15 protein-coding genes are annotated in these 18,912 nt (G+C 35.3%); 5 read left to right on the top strand and 10 right to left on the bottom strand.

Translation table 11 applies throughout. The annotated features are described in order from the left end of the window. Nucleotides 1-27 precede the first annotated feature (27 nt). From VFM92_RS10170 to VFM92_RS10145, 6 genes are all read right to left on the bottom strand, one after another. Entirely contained in the window at nucleotides 28-873 is an 846-nt protein-coding gene (locus VFM92_RS10170) for a universal stress protein (RefSeq protein WP_325122109.1), read from the bottom strand. 147 nt (nucleotides 874-1,020) lie between these two features. After that, nucleotides 1,021-1,917 (bottom strand): 1,4-dihydroxy-2-naphthoate polyprenyltransferase, encoded by an 897-nt coding sequence (locus VFM92_RS10165; RefSeq protein ID WP_325122108.1) that lies wholly within the window; start codon nucleotides 1,915-1,917, stop codon nucleotides 1,021-1,023. Nucleotides 1,918-1,919: 2 nt separating this feature from the next. Then, on the bottom strand, nucleotides 1,920-2,444 hold the full coding sequence (locus VFM92_RS10160) for a glutathione peroxidase (RefSeq protein WP_414675571.1): 525 nt from the start codon (nucleotides 2,442-2,444) through the stop codon (nucleotides 1,920-1,922). 190 nt (nucleotides 2,445-2,634) lie between these two features. Beyond that, nucleotides 2,635-4,425 (bottom strand): arginine--tRNA ligase, encoded by a 1,791-nt coding sequence (gene argS / locus VFM92_RS10155; protein WP_325122107.1) that lies wholly within the window; start codon nucleotides 4,423-4,425, stop codon nucleotides 2,635-2,637. A gap of 138 nt (nucleotides 4,426-4,563) precedes the next feature. Then, entirely contained in the window at nucleotides 4,564-5,508 is a 945-nt protein-coding gene (gene ctlX / locus VFM92_RS10150) for a citrulline utilization hydrolase CtlX (RefSeq protein ID WP_325122106.1), read from the bottom strand. 15 nt (nucleotides 5,509-5,523) lie between these two features. Beyond that, on the bottom strand, nucleotides 5,524-6,441 hold the full coding sequence (locus tag VFM92_RS10145; protein ID WP_325122105.1) for a dimethylarginine dimethylaminohydrolase family protein: 918 nt from the start codon (nucleotides 6,439-6,441) through the stop codon (nucleotides 5,524-5,526). 119 nt (nucleotides 6,442-6,560) lie between these two features. On the opposite strand from VFM92_RS10145, the gene VFM92_RS10140 reads away from it, so the two are divergent. Further along, on the top strand, nucleotides 6,561-7,952 hold the full coding sequence (locus VFM92_RS10140; RefSeq protein WP_325122104.1) for an arginine decarboxylase: 1,392 nt from the start codon (nucleotides 6,561-6,563) through the stop codon (nucleotides 7,950-7,952). 130 nt (nucleotides 7,953-8,082) lie between these two features. Here the strand turns inward: VFM92_RS10140 and VFM92_RS10135 are convergent, their stop codons facing one another. From VFM92_RS10135 to VFM92_RS10120, 4 genes are all read right to left on the bottom strand, one after another. Next, complete coding sequence (locus VFM92_RS10135; RefSeq protein ID WP_325122103.1) at nucleotides 8,083-9,282, bottom strand: GAF domain-containing sensor histidine kinase; 1,200 nt, start codon at nucleotides 9,280-9,282, stop codon at nucleotides 8,083-8,085. 75 nt (nucleotides 9,283-9,357) lie between these two features. Next, a complete protein-coding gene (fabD, locus tag VFM92_RS10130; protein ID WP_325122102.1) occupies nucleotides 9,358-10,236 on the bottom strand; it encodes an ACP S-malonyltransferase in 879 nt (292 codons plus the stop codon). A gap of 85 nt (nucleotides 10,237-10,321) precedes the next feature. Beyond that, the gene (locus tag VFM92_RS10125) at nucleotides 10,322-10,726 is read right to left on the bottom strand and encodes a thiol-disulfide oxidoreductase DCC family protein (protein WP_325122101.1); all 405 of its coding nucleotides are present in this window, start codon (nucleotides 10,724-10,726) and stop codon (nucleotides 10,322-10,324) included. Next, on the bottom strand, nucleotides 10,727-13,516 hold the full coding sequence (locus VFM92_RS10120; RefSeq protein ID WP_325122100.1) for a gliding motility-associated C-terminal domain-containing protein: 2,790 nt from the start codon (nucleotides 13,514-13,516) through the stop codon (nucleotides 10,727-10,729). Between the two features lie 222 nt (nucleotides 13,517-13,738). Here VFM92_RS10120 and VFM92_RS10115 point away from each other — a divergent pair, with 222 nt between their 5' ends. The 4 genes from VFM92_RS10115 (at nucleotide 13,739) to VFM92_RS10100 (ending at nucleotide 18,908) form a co-directional block, all read left to right on the top strand. Further along, nucleotides 13,739-14,410: a succinate dehydrogenase cytochrome b subunit gene (locus VFM92_RS10115; protein WP_325122099.1), complete on the top strand. Its 672-nt coding sequence runs from the start codon at nucleotides 13,739-13,741 to the stop codon at nucleotides 14,408-14,410. A 16-nt stretch (nucleotides 14,411-14,426) separates the two neighbouring features. Then, nucleotides 14,427-16,361 (top strand): fumarate reductase/succinate dehydrogenase flavoprotein subunit, encoded by a 1,935-nt coding sequence (locus VFM92_RS10110; protein ID WP_325122098.1) that lies wholly within the window; start codon nucleotides 14,427-14,429, stop codon nucleotides 16,359-16,361. Between the two features lie 27 nt (nucleotides 16,362-16,388). Next, complete coding sequence (locus VFM92_RS10105) at nucleotides 16,389-17,138, top strand: succinate dehydrogenase/fumarate reductase iron-sulfur subunit (protein WP_325122097.1); 750 nt, start codon at nucleotides 16,389-16,391, stop codon at nucleotides 17,136-17,138. 168 nt (nucleotides 17,139-17,306) lie between these two features. Then, nucleotides 17,307-18,908, top strand: a complete 1,602-nt coding sequence (locus VFM92_RS10100; protein ID WP_325122096.1) for a sodium:solute symporter family protein — start codon at nucleotides 17,307-17,309, stop codon at nucleotides 18,906-18,908. Nucleotides 18,909-18,912: the final 4 nt, after the last annotated feature.

Here is an 18,912-nt window from a genome sequence, read left to right as displayed (position 1 = left end):
TTTGTCTTTAATATAGTTGCCAAATTTTTAATCACCAATTTTAAGCGTTAGCACTGGTCTTTTAGAATGGTTCACTACATCTTCAGCTATACTGCCACTTAGTAAATGCATTAAACCTTTTCTACCGTGGGTACCCATAGCTATCAAATCAATTTTATTCTCTTTGGCAAATTCCAATATTCCTTCTTCTTCATTTATTCCATTATATATATGTTTTTCAGCTTCTAAACCATTATTTTTCATATACTCATCCATACGTTTCTTAGTATTATTCGAAGATTCGAAATTGTTCGGAGTATTTACTTTCAGTAAATGAACTTTGGCATAAGAAAACTGGGCAATTTGTTTAATCTTTTGAGCTAATTCTTTATCGTCATTTTTTAATGAAGTAGCAAAAGCGATATTATCAATATTGGCTAAGCTAATTTCTTCTTTTAAAGTAAGCACTGGACATTTAGCGTTTCTAACCACTTTTTCGGCATTAGAACCAATTAATATTTCATCAACCCCACTACTTCCGCTTGTCCCCATAATAATCATGTCAGGTTCATATTCATTAACAATAGAGGAAATGTTATAATAAGCATTACCAGCTTTAAGTTCGGATTTAAATTTAATCCCTTCCAACAATTGGTTTTCTTCAAGTTGTGCTAATTTCTTCTTTCCCTGCTCAATCATTTTCATCACATAAACTCCTTCCATTCCATCTATATCAGTGGCTTCCCCCATCGTATTAAAGGAAGTCTGACCTGGGATTTCAACAACATGCAAGAGGATTAACTCTGCATCAGTTTTCTTTGAAATTTCTACGGCTAATTTTAATGCATATTTAGCTTGATCCGAAAAGTCGGTAGGAACTAATATTTTTTTCATAGTGATATAGTTTTCAATTTTGTTCATATCAATATACGAATCTTAACTTAAAATGATGGGGAATATGCCATAAATTATATCAGATGGCAATGTTGCTTGGCTGAGTCATAATTCCTTGCCAATCAATGATTGGATAAAGAATGCGGATTATAGCCAATGGATAGAAATTCCAAACAGCAATACAAAGGACAATGTGGACAATGCTAAAAATTTTAGCTGTGGGTCTAAGTCAGATGAATTTTTAGCTTTCTGGACTTTAATTAAATGTTTTCCAAAGAGAAAAAAGGAAATAACCACACTTATGATGGCATAAAATTCTTCATGAATAATTAAAAAAATTAGCGAAGATAAACACCCTAAAATGATAAGAGTGGAATGGTAAATCAAAGCATTCTTTTTTCCAATTCTAACAGGGATACTGTTTTTACCAGCCGCTTTATCTGATTTGATATCTCTTATGTTATTTACATTTAAAACTCCAGTTGCAAAAAAGCCACAACTTGCGGCTGGTAATAAAATTAAGACCTCAAAGCTTTCAGCATGCAAATAATAGGTGCCGCAAACTCCAAGTAAACCAAAAAATAGGAATACTGATATATCGCCCAATCCGCTGTATCCGTAAGGCCTTTTACCATTAGTATAAGCAATTGCAGCAGCAATAGCAGCCAATCCTAGTCCGAGAAATACATAGAAAGTTGTGCTGCCAATCCCAACTGAAAAATGAAGTAGAAAAATACCACTTATGAAAGATAAGACTGCAAAAACGATGATAGATTTAAACATAGCTTTTGAGGTGATGCTGCCTCTCTGAACACTTCTTTGTGGTCCTTCTCGTTCTGCACTATCAGCCCCATGAACGCTATCTCCATAGTCGTTTGCCAAATTGGAAAGGATTTGTAGGAAAAGGGTAGTGGTCAAACTTAGAATACATACCGATAAGTTGAAGCTTCCATAAAAAGCAGCCAAGAAGCTACCCATTCCAATACATGATAAGGCTAAAGGCAATGTCCGTAGCCTAAAGGCTTCCAACCAATTTTTCAGCATGTTTATAATTTTTCGGCTATCTCACCTGGATTTACAGATGATGGATAAAAACTGATCTCTTTTCCATCTTCCGAAACTAAATATTTACAGAAATTCCAAGTAGGCTCTTTGCCTGTTTTTTCTTTTAAAAATTTGAAAAGCGGATGCTGGTTTTTGCCTACGACTTCCATTTTGGAGAACATTGGAAAAGTCACACCATAATTTTTCTCACAGAATTGAGCGATTTGCTGGTCACTACCTGGTTCTTGTCCACCAAAATTATTAGCAGGAAAACCCAAAACGGTAACTTTATCTCCAAAGCTCTCATGCAACTCTTGCAAATCAGCATATTGAGGAGTGTATCCACATTTACTGGCTGTATTGACAATCAATATATTCTTTCCTTTAAAATCTGAGAAATTAATGATTTCTCCATCTAAAGACTGTATTTCAAAATCGTAAATACTCATAGCTTTTTCAGTTTGGTTTGTAGTTGTGAAAATAGATAAATTCAGCAAAAGAAACAGAAATGATTGCGTAATGTTCATGTTAAGTGATTTTGGCGATTTCTGTGGTTATTTTTTCTTATTTACTTTTAATTATCAAATTGACAATTGATAATAATAAGCCTACGGCTTATTTAGTTGACAAAAGGCGTTTAATTTTCTTTATCAAACAAGATGTAAATGGTAGCTCTAATCATTTTGTCAATTGCCCATTGTCAACTGTCAATTGAGCTTACATTTTCTCCGGAACTTCTGCGCCCAATAAATTCATTGATTTTTCAATTGTTTCGGCTACAATCTTCGAGAATCCGATTCTGAAAGCCAATGCTTCTTGGTCAGATTCGTTGAAAATAGAAACCTCTGAATAGAATTTATTATAAGCTTTTGCAACCTCATAAACGTAATTGGCAATGATGGATGGCGCATATCCGTTTGCTGCTTCATCTATTTTATTTGGGAAATCAATTATCAATTGCAAGACATTATTCTCAGTTGGTTCTAGCGAATTTAAGCTTTCACTCACCTTGGGTTCAATTCCTATTTGCTCTGCTTTTCTCAAAATAGCACAAATTCTGGCATGCACATACTGGATAAAAGGACCAGTGTTCCCTTGAAAATCAATTGATTCTTCAGGATTGAACATCATACGTTTGACCGGGTCAACTTTCAATAAATAGTATTTCAACGCGCCCAAGCCTAATTGACGGTAAAGTTCTTCAGCTTCCTCTGCATTAAAACCATCAATTTTGCCTAATTCATCTGTTCTGCTTTTGGCGGTGGCAAACATGTCCTCCATCAAATCATCCGCATCTACCACAGTTCCTTCTCTGGATTTCATTTTGCCAGTTGGTAAATCCACCATGCCGTAGGATAAATGGTAGCAATTTTTTGCCCACTCATAACCAAGTTTGGCTAAGATGATAAATAGCACTTTGAAATGGTATTCCTGCTCGTTTCCTACAGTATAAATTTGCTGTTCAATTTTCGGGAAATCTCTATATCTTAAAATGGCTGTTCCAATATCTTGTGTCATATAAACAGAAGTACCGTCTTTTCTGAGCAATAATTTCTCGTCCAAGCCATCTTCCGTTAAATCAATCCAAACAGAACCATCTTCTTTCTTATAGGCCAAGCCTTCTTCAACGGCACGAAGCACTTCTTCTTTTCCTAGTGAAAATGTCTGTGATTCATAATACAACTTATCAAAATCCACGCCCATGGTTTTATAAGTGTTTTCAAATCCTTTATAAACCCAGCCGTTCATTTTCTCCCAAAGCGCATAAGTTTCAGGGTCTTTTTGCTCCCATTTGAGCAACATATCTTGTGCTTCTTTGATGATAGGTGCTTCTTTCTCTGCCTCTTCTTTGGTCTTTCCTGCTTGTACTAATTCAGCAATCTGCGCTCTATATTTCTGGTCAAAGATCACATAATACTTGCCTACCAATTTATCGCCTTTCATTCCACTTGACTCAGGTGTTTCACTCTCGCCAAATTTTTGCCAGGCCACCATTGATTTACAAATATGAATACCACGGTCATTGATGATTTGCACTTTGTGGACTTTATTGCCGTTGGCTTTCAAAATCTGCGCAACAGAATAGCCCAAGAAATTATTTCTTAAATGGCCTAAGTGCAAAGGTTTGTTAGTATTGGGGGAAGAGTATTCCACCATAACCTCTCTACCTGTTTCTGCTTTGAATCCGTAGTTTGGAGTATTTAAAATATCAGAAGTTATTTTTAACCATACCTTATCCGCTATCACAATATTCAAAAAGCCTTTCACCACATTGTATCCGCTTACCAATACAGAGTTTTCCTGCATGTAAACCCCAACTGCTCCTGCCGTCTGCTCTGGATTTAATTTTGAAAAGCGAGATAAAGGAAAGCAAACCAATGTGTGGCTTCCTTCAAATTCTTTTCGAGTAGGCTGGATTTGAATAAGGTTTTCATCCAAGTCTTGTTCAAATAATGATTTGAATGCTTGGAGTGAAAGTGCTTTTAATTCTTCTGTTAAATTTAACATGATAGAGGTAATTTTAATTAAATATTTATTAATGTCGTTTGGGTAAGTTTCTTTTAAAGCCTCATCCTGTATCCTTCTCCGAATGGAGAAGGTTGAATGCCTTACCCAAACTACATTACTTTGTAAATTGAAAAATGATTATGCTTTCGGTAAAAATACTTCTGCCATCATGCACCTGGCGCTACCACCACCTAAAACTTCTATCGTATCCAACGAGCTACTTAAAATTTCGCAATATTTTTCAATTCTTTTAATCTGTTCTTCATTCAGTGATTGATGCGCAGCGGCTGACATCACTAAAAAAGGCTTCCCATCAGTTCCATTCACCTGCAGCATATTTCCGGCAAAGTGATGTTTTTGGTCTTCGTTGATTTCAATTACTTCTTTTCCTGTTTTTTCCAGGCTTTCAATTACCGCTTTTCTTTCTGCTTTATCATCTATAGATTCTGCGCATAAAATAGCTAAATCGTCTGCTACACACATCATCACATTAGTATGGTAGATAGGCAATCTTTTTCCGTCTACTGTTTGATTCGCAACGAATTTCACTGCTTTGTAATCAAACTTATCACAGAAGTCTTTCAAAACCTTTTCATTGGTTCTAATCGAAATGGCGGCATAGACGATTTTGTTGGGTCTATCCAAAATCATACTTCCCGTTCCTTCCAAAAACAAAGATTCTTTTTCAAACTTAGAGAAATCAACTATCTCACTGATTTTTAATCCTTCTTTGCTTTGCAATTTTTCTAAAATATCAGGTCTTCTCTCCAGTCTTCTGTTTTCAGCATACATTGGATATAAGCCTACTCTTCCATCAGAATGAAAGGAAATCCAATTATTAGGAAAAATTGAATCTGGTGTGCTTGGGTCTGGAGTATCCTCTACAACAATGACATTGATTTTTTTGGTTCTTAGTTTTTCAACAAAATGGTCAAATTCATTAGCCGCTTTTAATTGTATTTCTGAGGCGCTTAATCCTTTTATGGCTGTTTGGTAATAATTATTTACAGCGGTTTGTTCGTTAAATCGGAACTGAACCGGTCGAACCATCATTAATGTATTAGTACTTTGCTTATTTTCCATCTGACTAAAAATATTTTATTGAGCTCTTTCAAGTGGTAAAGTAGAACATCTTAATAAACCTTCCATTTTGGAAATTTCGGAATAAGGTACTTTTTCAACCGTGTAACCTCTTTCTTCCAAAATTCCTGCTAAACGGCTGAAGTTTTCTTCCAAAACAATCACTTTTGGGCTGATGGAGAAAACGTTGGAGTTCATTTCATACATCTCATCTCTTGTGATGTGGATTAAATTTTCCTCACCAAAATAATCTTTTAGGTAATTGTAATCTTCTTCCAATTTAAACCCGCCTTTATAAATAATAGCTTGATTTTCTCCTATTGGCTGAAAACAGCAATCCAAATGTAAAGCATTGTCTTTGGCTACTTCATCCGATTTATTGAGTTGAAAACCTTTTACTTTTTTGTTCGGGAATTCATTAGCTAAGAATTCTAATCCTGCTCTGTTCGTTCTTGCAACAATATATTCTTCGAAATCCTCTTTCTCAGAATAACCCACGAAAAGATGGTCTTTCCAAGGCATTACATCCCCACCTTCCACTCTCACATTTTCAGGAACCGTAACAATTTGATCCGGGTTGATTTGCTCTAGAATGTATTGAATGCCTTTGATTTCCTCTTTTCTGTCCTTAAGAATTCTAGGTTTGATGAATTTATTTTCAATCACAAATCCAATATCTCTTGAGAAAATCTGATTATAATCTTCTATGATTTCTGGACGGTAAATTTTTACATTATATTTTTCTAAAACTTTTGCAAATGCTTCAATTTCCTTTACCATATCGGCTTCTTTGGGATATGTACCTGCAGCAATATGTTCTTTAGACTTTGGGTCATAGGCATCATCCACAAGAGGGACATCTCCAACTCCTTTGGCGGTTCCTAATATCACAGCCCTCAATGGGGAAGTCTCATCGTTTACAAATACATTTATCATAAAAAAATTGAATTATTTAATAGAAAAACCCGAATGTTTCAGCGTTAAAATTTTAGTTTTGCAAAGATTGCAAATATAATTCAATATTGCATTTCAACACCGTACTAAACTTTAGTTGAATGAAGAGTTACATAGATTTAATAGAACAAACCTTTTACTGGCCCCAAAAAGAATTTAAGGTAGAGGAAAATGCCTTGAGATTCCATGACGTTCCCTTAATGGATATCATTGAAAAGTATGGCACTCCCCTAAAGCTGACCTATCTACCGAAGATTAGTCAAAACATTAATCAAGCGAGAGAATATTTCGCCAACGCATTTAAGAAATTTAATTATAAAGGAGATTACACCTATTGCTATTGCACTAAATCTTCTCATTTCTCTTTTGTGATGGAGGAAGCCTTGAAAGCAGGAGTTCATATGGAAACATCCTCTTCTTTTGATATTCCGATTGTAAAAAAATTGCATGAAAAGGGTTTGCTTACAAAGCAACATTACGTGGTTTGTAATGGGTTTAAAAAGCCACTTTACAGGCAGTATATTAATGAGTTGATAAATTCAGGATTTGAGAATGTTGTCCCTGTTTTAGATGACCTAAATGAATTTGATAGCTATGAAGCAGATGCTAAAAATCCTTTCAAGGTAGGAATTAGAATAGCGTCTGATGAGGAGCCAACTTTTGAATTTTACACCAGCAGATTAGGAATCCGCTACAATGATGTCATTGATTTGTACCAAAATAAGATTGCCAAAAGTGAAAAGGCAAAGCTTAAAATGTTGCATTTCTTCATCAATACAGGTATTAAAGATACGGCTTATTATTGGAGTGAGTTAGGTCGTTTTATTGATAAATATTGCGAATTAAAGAAAATAGCTCCTGAGTTGGATACTATTGATATTGGTGGTGGATTCCCAATCAAAACTTCTTTAGGCTTTGAATACGATTACCAATATATGGTAGACCAGATTGTAGAAAATATTCAATGGATATGTGAAAAGAATGATGTAGAAACTCCAAATATCATGACAGAATTTGGTAGCTATACGGTAGGGGAGAGCGGTGCTACTATTTATTCTATTTTGGACCAAAAGCTACAGAATGATAAAGAGCTATGGTATATGATAGATGGTTCTTTCATCACGCATTTGCCCGATGTTTGGGGCCTAAATCAGAAATTCATTTTAATGGCCATCAATAATTGGAATGAGCCTTATCATAAGGTGAAAATGGGCGGCTTGACTTGCGATTCGATGGATTATTACAATTCAGAAGCGCATTCGTTCGAAGTATTCTTGCCAAAAGTAGAAAGAAATGATAAACAATATGTAGGTTTTTTCCATACAGGGGCTTATCAGGAATCATTAGGCGGATATGGAGGAATTCAACATTGCCTTGTTCCTGCTCCAAAGCATGTTTTAATTGATAAAGATGCAGAAGGAAATGTAACCACCAAACTTTTTGCAGAAGAGCAAACCAGCGAAAGTATGCTCAAATTGTTGGGCTACAAATAAATAAGGATTTCTTATCGTAAAAGAAATCAATAGAAAAATAAAACTTGTCAGTTTTATATTAATCAAACGTAAGTTTAATTAGTATAAGGTTGACAGGTTTTTATTACTTTTTGTATTAGGTTAAACTTACCTAGGCAACAGGAAGTGAAAATGAAAAAGTACTTCCTTCATTTTCAACGGACTCTATCTCCAAGTCTGTTTTATGGATTGAAAGGAATTCGCGTATAAGTTGTAAACCTAAACCCGTTCCTTTCTCGTTCCTTGTTCCTTTTGTAGATACCTTTTTATCTTTTAATTTTATACGTTCTAAAAGTTCTTTTGAAATCCCTACTCCAGTATCAGTAACTTTTATGATTATTTGATGGTCATCTGTTTTTTCAGTTTCAACTATTACTTCACCATTTTCTGTGAATTTGATAGCATTATTAATTAGATTTCGCATGATGAATCTTAGCATAGAAAGGTCTGCTAATATCTTGTCTTCATGTAAATATCCACATTTTAAATCAATGTTCTTTTCTAGAGCGTTTCCTACAAATAGATTACAAACCTCAAATATTAGTTCTTTAACTTTAATATTTTCAAAATTCACATCATTTGAACTGTTTGACCATTCTAAAAGATTCTCTACAAGTTCGTTAAGACTGTTAAGATTATTTTTTACTAATGGGAATAATTGTGCTAAATCTTTGGGATTATTTGCATCGATATAATTTGAATTCATATAAGCCCTTAAACTGTTTATGGGACCTTTTAAATCATGAGAAATGATGCTAGTAATTCTAGTATTGAGTTGATTTAAGGATTCTAATTTTTCATTTTTAATTTCTAGCTCATTTTTTTTGTCTCTTAACTCTATTAATTTAGAAGCTTGTCCGCCTAATACCTTTAAAGCTGTAATCTGAAGTTCAGTAAGTTTTTTTGGCTGCGTATCAATTACACATAACGTACCCAAGTTAAATCCATTTTCAGATTTAATGGGCATTCCAGCATAGAACCTGATATTGGGGTCTTCAGTAACTAAAGGATTATCAAAAAACCTTTTGTCTGCTACCGTATTTTCTATTACCATGACATCATCATAGTTAATGGCATGCCCACAAAATGAGATATCTCTGGGGCTAGAATCAATTTCCACACCTTTTTTTGATTTAAACCATTGTCGGTCAGCATCAACAAGTGTAACCAAAGATATTGGAACTCCGCATATAATTGAGGCTAACTCTACCAGGTCATCAAAATCTTTTTCTTGTTCAGAATCAAGAATATTTAGCCTTCGGAGTTCTATTAATCTTTCGTTTTCGTTATGTGGAATTTCAGGCTTTTTCATTATTTTTCTTTTAACAAACTATTGAAGTTTTAAGTTTTAATAATGAATTATCAATAGTTTATTTATAAAAACAAACTACGATAATTGTGCCACTTCAGATTCTTTATTTATCTTTTTTACTAATCCTTGTAAAACTTTTCCAGGGCCACTTTCAATAAAGATAGAAGCACCATCATTAACCATTTGGTGAACTGATTGAGTCCATTTAACTGGTGCAGTTAATTGAGAAATAAGGTTCCCTTTTATGGCTTCGATATCAATTGAACCTTGAGCATTTACATTTTGATATACTGGACATTTCGGCTTATTGAATTCCGTTTCTTTAATGGCTTTTGCTAATTCCTCCCTCGCTGGTTCCATTAATGGAGAATGGAATGCACCGCCAACTGGTAAGGGAAGCGCTCTTTTTGCACCAGCTTCCTTCATCTTTTCACAAGCAATCTCAATGCCTTTATTTGTACCAGAGATTACTAATTGACCTGGGCAATTATAATTCGCTGGAACTACTATTTCTTCTGTAATTTCGCCACAAATTTTCTCAACTACCTCATCCTCCAGACCTAAAACTGCAGCCATGGTAGAAGTATTTATTTCGCAAGCTTTCTGCATAGCTAAAGCTCTTTTATATACTAGTTTTAGTCCATCTTCAAAAGAAAGAGTGCCGTTTGCAACTAAAGCTGAGAATTCACCCAAGGAATGACCTGCAACCATTTCAGGATTAAAATCAGGGTGAACCAAAGCGTTAATGACAGAATGTAAAAATACGGCAGGTTGCGTTACTTTAGTTTCTTTTAACTCTTCAGCTGTTCCTTCAAACATTATTTTTGTAATCTCAAAACCTAATATTTTATTGGCTTGATCAAAAAGTTTTTTGGCCTCTGCATTATTCTCGTATAAATCTTTTCCCATTCCTGGGTATTGAGCTCCTTGGCCAGGAAATATATAAGCTTTCATATTCTATCTTTTTAAAAGTTAAATTTAGGCGGAAATAAAGTGGCAAGTTATAAACTTTTATAAACTCTGAATAACCTTGAAGGGCTTAATCCATTTCTAAAAATCTATTTTTAATTTCAAGTGTAGGCATTCTACAGCTATCCCTTTTACCAAACCACTTATATCGATTCTTTGCGATTAGATCGTAAAAGTAATCTCTTATAAATTTGGGGATAATAATGAATACATATAATGCTTTCCATTGTCCGTCTAGCTTCCGTGCTATCCTTAATGCTGCACTGCTTTTGGAATAGAGTTGTCCAGAATCCCAATACATGATGCTGTCAGTATTTTTAATAATTGAGGAAGGAATATAATTTTCTGAAATGGATGATTGTAATGGAGCAAATTTGAAGTAGTTGTTTTTGTCTCTGTCTATAATAAAATTTACAGCACCATTACACAAATTGCATATCCCATCGAAGAATATTATATGATTTTCTTCTTTCAATTACCTTAAAATTTGAACGTATCCTTTGTATCGCCTTTGTTTATTTTCAGGCCTAAGCATATCAAAAGTAGCTACAGCTTCAAAAAAGTAAGTTGCTGAAGGTAGCGGTTCTCCATTAAAATTTGTCCCATCCCAATTGATATACAATCCATTTTCTCCACCGCTTTTATAACCATAAACCTGCTTTCCGTATCTATTGAAAACTTTAAATTCAATTTCTTCCAAGAATCTCGGACATTTATCCAATGGAATTGAGGTTGGTTCATTTGGGCTCTGATAGAATGGTGTGAAAAAATCATTATTTCCATCATCATTAGGGGTGAATACATTCGGGAATTCAAGATTCGGACAATTTTCTTTACAGAAAACGTCAGAGAATTCACTTCTGTTCTCAGACTGGTCAACTGCTCTTATCATGTAGCAACCAGCAAATTCCGGAAGATTATCATGGATGAAGAATGTATCTCGAGTGGTTCCTATTAATTGGAAGTCTGTATTTAATTCATTTTGAAAAAACACTTCATAGTAGCTAATTTGACTATCGCAACTATCGGCTAGATTTGATTCCCAATACAATTCATTTTGAAATTGGTCAAAATCACATTCTTTATCTGCCAAGAATTCCAAACATTTGTCTGGTGAATTTAAAAGGAATCCAACATCGAAAGGCGGGCAAGGATCAACCTGGTCATCAGGCATTGCACAAAGAATTTGAGAATTATTGAGCAAAGGCTCGAAAATATCTTCATTTCCATATCCACCTGAGGTTGTCACGAAATAACAATACTCTTCCATATTAGATAGATTTTGGTTATTAAACTGACCACTATCTAAATATTGATAACCATGAACCGTGACATCGACAGAGTCAATTAATACCATCTCACTTTCATTGGAATTTACTTTATTTCGATAAATATAATGATAAGGATAATCTTCATTCGTATTTGACCATGGTACATTTGCATCCCAACTTAATCGGATTGATTCAAATAAACCTACTGAAGTTAAGTTTACAGTTGAGGCTCTTGCAGAATACTCAATCAAGTTTTCTTCTGTTATTTCATCACCAGCCAAATAAAGCTCTAATTGGTAGGAATAAATATTTTCTGAAGTATTGAGACCGGAATCTATAAAAGTAGTGTCATCCTCAATGATGGCGACTGCTTCAAATTCTGCTCCTTCACTCCTTAATAATTGGTATTGGTAAGGAGCAGGATATAAATTAGTATCAATTTCAAATGGTGGAAGCCAGCTTACCGTTATATCGCCACTTTCTTCATCAGTAGAATTAATAGAAACATTGGTAATTATAGGACCAGTTGCGGCAATTTGTTGACATACCTCTTCAGAGGCATAACTAATACCACCTCTTGGTAATTCAAAAACAGCAACCATTCTGTAGCAGTAAGTGGCACCAAAATCTAAACCTTGACCAGCATTGTCGTCAACAAATGAATTTTCACTTGCAGGAACTGCACCAATTAGTTCATAACCTCCATTTTCTGGGATTCCTATTTCGCAATTTTCTGGTTCAAATTCAAAACTATCGACACGTCTGTAAATTTGAACGACCTCAGCAGCACCACAATTATAGGTATCCCAACTGACTTCGATAGATCGTTGTGGCTGACTAACCGCTTGCACATTTTTAGGAGCGGGTGGCACTACAGTTACTGACCAAGTTTCAAATGCTGTTAGTCTTAAACCTGGTCCATTGTCAGTTGCTTTAAATCTAACCAGATATGGGTCTTCCCGAACGTGAGAACAATCAGTCTGCCATGAGAACGTTGAAGTTGCTGGTGCGTCATAAAAATCTTCACCATCTGGAGTTAAAGTGGCAGCGGGTGTTAATACAAACGGTCCACCATAGCCTTCAATTTTAACTTGAGAGTCAGGATTTGGATCAGTAGCTATAATAGAAGCTTCTAATAAAGTTCCAGCTTCGATACATGTATCTAATGGGATTTGCAATTCGGGTGGGTCATTATCAGTTTCATCCACGATTATCTGCATATCTCGAGTAACACTTCCTAAAAATTCCCATTCCCCAGCAATTTTTCTCCACTCTTCAGCGATAAAAGCCACATTAAATTCTCCCTTCATCCCGGGAGCATCCCAAATTAAATCTCCCAATATTTCATCAAGCGTTAAAGTTGCGGGACCTGTTTGTTGGCTATTTTGGCCACCGGCAGCAATTTCTGGTGATCTGAAATTAGGTACAGATACGCCTTGACGGCTTTGTGGAGTTACTAGTTTGAAAGCTATACTATCGCCATTTGGATCAAATGCACCAGGATTATGATAGAATAAGACCCCAATAGCACCTTTGTCTATTGGTGGGATTAAAAACACGGGAGAATCATTACATCCAAAAAATGGATCAATTCTAATCAATGTTTCCACATAAAAAGCAACGGATCCTGAATTACTCATGTTTACGATGCCCGCGTTTCGGAAATCTTCTTGGTAAGACACATTATAATCTCCATTAGAATTATATTGGTGAGTTATTTTAAATTCTACTAATTCAATTTCATCATCAATTATTTCTTTTCTTGTATATCCATCAGGATTTAACATTATAGTTTCGCCATCACCAAAATCAAATTCTCCGTTTCCAAAAAGAATATCAGATCCCGTATCTCTATAGGCAGTAATGGTAAATTCATAGGTCAGACCACTACATCCAATTCTTCTGGCTGTAATTTCACCCGCTCTAATGTGCGAAGCAAAAGATTCGCTAATTATGCAGAGTATTGAAAGGAAGATGAAAACAATTTTTTTCACAAGCCGGCTTTGTAGTGAGAATATTTAAAACGTTAAATTAAAAAATATTGTTCTGAAAACACTAAAACATTCATAATTGATAAAAAGTTAATCCAAATTAATAAATTTAAGTGGTATTATTTAGAATTGTTTAAAATAGAAAACACAATTGTTTTCTAAATGTTCCAAATGTAACTTTGGCACAAAGATTTTATTATAAACCTATTAATCAAAATTAAATATATGAGTTGGCTTTCTGACACTTTAACGAGTACAATCGGTAGGAAATTGGTGATGTCACTTACCGGTCTATTTTTAATCATTTTTTTAGTCGTCCATCTAGCAGGAAATTTTCAATTACTAGCGGATGACGGAGGAGAAGCTTTCAATGAGTATGCAGAGTTTATGACTTCAAATCCAATAATTAAATTTTTATCTTATGGGTTATATGCCTTTATTCTTTTGCATATAGTAATGTCAATCGCATTAGTTCTCAAGAATAAAAAAGCGAGACCTACAGGATATGACAAAGTAAAAGGTTCTGCGAATAGCTCATTTTCATCCAGAAATATGGGGATATTAGGTTTTATTATTTTTGTGTTTTTGGTAATTCATATGAGAAGTTTTTGGTTTGAAATGAAATTTGGAACAATGCCTTTGGATGAATTCGGAAACAAAGATCTATATCTTATAGTTAAAGAAGCGTTTTCACAATGGTGGTATGTGGCATTATATGTAGTGTGTATGGTGGGATTAGCTTTTCACTTGTCACACGGATTCTCAAGTGCTTTTCAAACGCTGGGAATTAATCATAGCAAATATACTCCATTCATTAAAAAACTGGGAATTGTTTATGCTATCCTTATTCCGGCAGCATTCGCTAGTATCCCATTAATCATGTTTTTCAATAGTTAAGGATAATTACTGTACTATGAATTTAGAATCAAAAATACCAGAAGGTCCATTAGCAGAAAAATGGACGAATCATAAATTTAACGTGAAGCTGGTAAATCCTGCTAATAAACGTAAATATGATGTTATTGTAGTGGGTACCGGTTTGGCTGGTGCTTCAGCATCTGCTTCATTAGCTGAATTAGGATATAACGTAAAAGCTTTTTGCTTTCAAGACAGTCCTAGAAGAGCACACTCTATTGCAGCTCAAGGTGGTATTAATGCTGCCAAGAATTATCAAAACGATGGAGATAGTGTTTATCGTTTGTTTTACGATACTATTAAAGGAGGTGATTACCGCTCAAGAGAGGCTAATGTTTACAGATTAGCACAAGTTAGTGTAAACATTATTGACCAGTGTGTAGCTCAGGGTGTTCCATTTGCTAGAGAATACGGTGGGCTTTTAGCTAACCGTTCTTTCGGTGGAGCGCAAGTTTCCCGAACGTTTTATGCTCGTGGTCAAACTGGACAGCAGTTATTGTTGGGCGCATATAGCGCTTTAAGCCGCCAAGTTGCTAATGGAAAGGTGGAATTGTTCCCAAGAACTGAGATGTTGGATTTGGTAATGGTGGATGGAAAAGCTAAAGGTATTGTAACGCGTAATTTGGTTACAGGAAAAATTGAATCTCATAGTGCACATGCAGTTGTTTTGGCTACTGGCGGTTATGGAAACGTATTCTACCTTTCTACCAACGCAATGGGTTCAAACGTAACAGCAGCTTGGAGAGCACATAAAAAAGGTGCTTTAATGGCAAATCCTTGTTACACACAAATCCACCCAACTTGTATACCAGTTAGTGGAGACCATCAGTCCAAACTTACCTTAATGTCAGAATCATTAAGAAATGATGGTCGTGTGTGGGTTCCTGCAACAAAAGAATTAGCGGAGAAAATCAGGAAAAAAGAAATACATCCTAATGATTTGAAAGAGGATCAAAGAGATTATTACTTAGAAACAAAGTATCCAGCATTTGGTAACTTAGTTCCTCGTGATGTCGCATCAAGAAATGCGAAATATGTTTGTGATGAAGGTAGGGGAGTAAATGAGTCAGGGAAAGCAGTTTACCTTGATTTCAGAGATGCTATTAATAGAGACGGTGAAGATACTATTTCTGGTAAGTATGGTAACTTGTTTGACATGTACAAGCAAATCACTGGAAGCAATCCATACAAAGAGCCAATGATGATTTACCCAGCGGTTCATTATACAATGGGTGGACTATGGGTTGATTATAACTTAAAAACAAATATTGATGGTCTTTATGCCACAGGAGAATCTAACTTCTCTGACCATGGTGCTAACAGATTAGGTGCTAGTGCATTGATGCAAGGTTTGGCAGACGGCTATTTTGTACTTCCATATACCATCGGTAATTATTTGGCTGGTGAGAAATATGAAAAAGTTGGAACAGACCATCAAGCATTTAAAGATGCCGAAAAAGCAGTAAAAGATAATATTGACAAGCTTCTTTCGATCAAAGGAACTAAATCAGTAGATCACTACCACAAGGAATTAGGTAAAATCATGTGGGATTACTGTGGTATGTCTAGAACTGAAGAAGGTTTGAAAAAAGCCAAAGAAATGATTAGAGAATTGAGAGCTGATTTCTGGAAAAATGTGAAAGTTTTAGGCTCCAATGAAGAATTTAATAGTTCATTAGAAAAAGCTTCTAGAGTTTCTGATTTCTTAGAGCAAGGTGAATTGATGATGGACGATGCCTTGCATAGAGAAGAGTCATGTGGAGGTCACTTTAGAGAAGAGCACCAGACTCCTGAAGGAGAAGCAAAAAGAAATGACGAAGATTTTGCTTACGTTGCTGCTTGGGAATATACAGGTCCTGAGCAACCAGAAAAGCTTCACAAAGAACAATTAATATTCGAAAATGTAAAACTGACGCAGAGAAGTTACAAGTAAACTTTAAGTCATTAAAAATATTTAATTATGAAATTCAAGTTAAAAATCTGGAGACAGAAAAATAATCAAGATAAAGGAGCATTTAACACATATGAATTAGATGGTGTATCATCTGATATGTCATTTCTTGAAATGATAGATGTTTTAAATGAGCAGTTAATTGATAAAGATCAAGATCCGGTTCATTTTGATCATGATTGTCGTGAAGGAATTTGTGGCATGTGCAGTATGTACATCAATGGCCAACCACATGGACCTTTAAAAAATGTGACTACTTGCCAGCTTCATATGAGAAGTTTTCACGATGGTGAAACCATTACGATTGAGCCTTGGAGAGCTAAAGCGTTCCCAATTGTAAAGGATCTAGCGGTTGATAGAAGTGCATTCGATAGAGTGATTCAAGCTGGTGGTTATGTAAGTGTAAATACTGGAGGAACTCCTGATGCAAACGAAATTCCAATTCCTAAATCTGTAGCAGATGAAGCATTTGATTCGGCTACGTGCATTGGTTGTGGAGCTTGTGTAGCAGCATGTAAAAATGCATCTGCCATGCTATTTGTAAGTGCAAAAATTTCTCAATTATCTATGTTACCTCAAGGTCAAGTAGAAAGAGCTGATAGAGCGCAAAAAATGGTTGCGCAGATGGATGCAGAAGGATTTGGAGCTTGCACTAACACAGGTGCTTGTTCTGCAGAATGTCCAAAAGGTATTGATTTGTCAAATATAGCAAGAATGAATAGAGAATACTTAGGAGCTAGAGTTGGCTCTCAAAAATAAGATTTTCATGTAGTGATATTAGAAAGGGCTTCGGCCCTTTTTTTGTTGCTTAGTGTTTATAAAATCACTCCAAAATCCTCAAATAAGCTATTTATTTTCCCAATTGTTAAAATTTTTGTAGTTTAAGATTTATTTGAATTCTACAATTTAAATCTCATTTTTTAAAAAATGCACATTATAGATATTTCCATTTTTGCTGTTTACATGTTAGCCATGCTTGGTGTTGGCTATTATTTCATGCGGTCGAATAAAGGAATGGATGACTATTATGTAGGTGGTAGAAAAATGACGAGCTGGCATATTGGACTAAGTGTGGTAGCGACTGATGTTGGAGGAGGTTTCTCAATAGGCTTAGGAGGATTAGGATTTACTATTGGTATTTCTGGTTCATGGATGCTTTTTACGGGGCTAATCGGTGCATGGTTGGCAGCCGTTTTTCTTATTCCGATAGTGAGGGGAAATAAGGCTTTTGATAAATTTCATACTATGCCGCAGTTATTTGCCTATTTCTTTGATAAGAAGACGGCATTGGTAGCAGCTTTAATCTCAGCAATTGGTTATCTGGGATTTACAAGTTCCCAAATATTGGCTGGGGCAAAATTAGCCTCAGGAACTTTTCCTGAACTAGGATTGAATCAAGCGCTTATTATAATGGGCGTAATCGCTGTAGTTTATACTGTTATGGGTGGAATTAAAGCGGTTATATATACTGATACAATTCAATGGATAATTCTGCTTAGCGGATTAATTTTTATTGGTATTCCTCTTTCTTACAATGCAGTTGGAGGGTGGTCAGCTATCAAAGACACTTTAGATCCTGAGATGTTATCCTTAACCAATATTGGTTGGCAAGACATTGTTTATTGGGTTGTCACCATCATTCCTATATGGTTTGTTGGAATGACTTTATACCAAAGAATTTATGCTAGTAGAGACGTTAAAACGGCTAAAAAAGCCTGGTTCATTGCAGGTATTTTTGAATGGCCGATTATGGCGTTTATGGGAGTTGCCCTAGGACTAATTGCTCGAGTCGCTGCTGACCAAGGTATGTTTGCTGGTTTTGGTCCAGAAAATATTGCGCAAGCTGACCCTGAGAAAGGTTTACCCATGATGTTAGCAACAGTTTTGCCAGTTGGGCTTTTAGGCTTAATGATGTCAGCATATTTTTCTGCTATTCTTTCCACCGCTGATAGTTGCTTAATGGCGTCATCAGGAAATTTTGTCTCTGATTTTATTAAAAAATTCACCACTAGATTTAATTCAGATAAAAAAGAGCTTCGACTTTCACAATTCGTAACATTATTGGTAGGTGCGGTAGCTCTCTTATTAGCGAGTGCCATGGAAAATGTCCTGAACCTCATGCTATATAGTTATGCATTTATGGTATCAGGTTTATTCGTCCCTATTTTAGGAGGATTGTTTTGGAAAAAGAGCAATAGTAATGCTGCTTTTATGTCGATGATCGCTGGAGGGTTGACCACTGCTTTGCTTCAAGCTAATAAAATCACCTTCGGAACCGCAACTAAAATGGCTGAATTACGAACATTTATAAGTGGAGCTAAAGAAAGTGTTGATTTTGCAGGCCTAAATTTAGATAATTTAACGCCTGGGCAGGTGGTAGAATCAATCAATAAAATGCAAATTATAGATTTACCATTTTCTGAAATTATGTTTAAATTACCTTTAGGGTTAGACCCTAACGTTTTCGGTATCTTAATTTCAGCAATAATTTTCGTAACTTACTCTCTCATATATCCTAAAAACAAATAATTAC

The organism is Marivirga sp., from assembly GCF_035704835.1.
Classification (GTDB): domain Bacteria; phylum Bacteroidota; class Bacteroidia; order Cytophagales; family Cyclobacteriaceae; genus Marivirga.
Note: the sequence above shows the minus strand (reverse complement) of the source record. Positions and strands in the feature narration are given on the sequence as shown.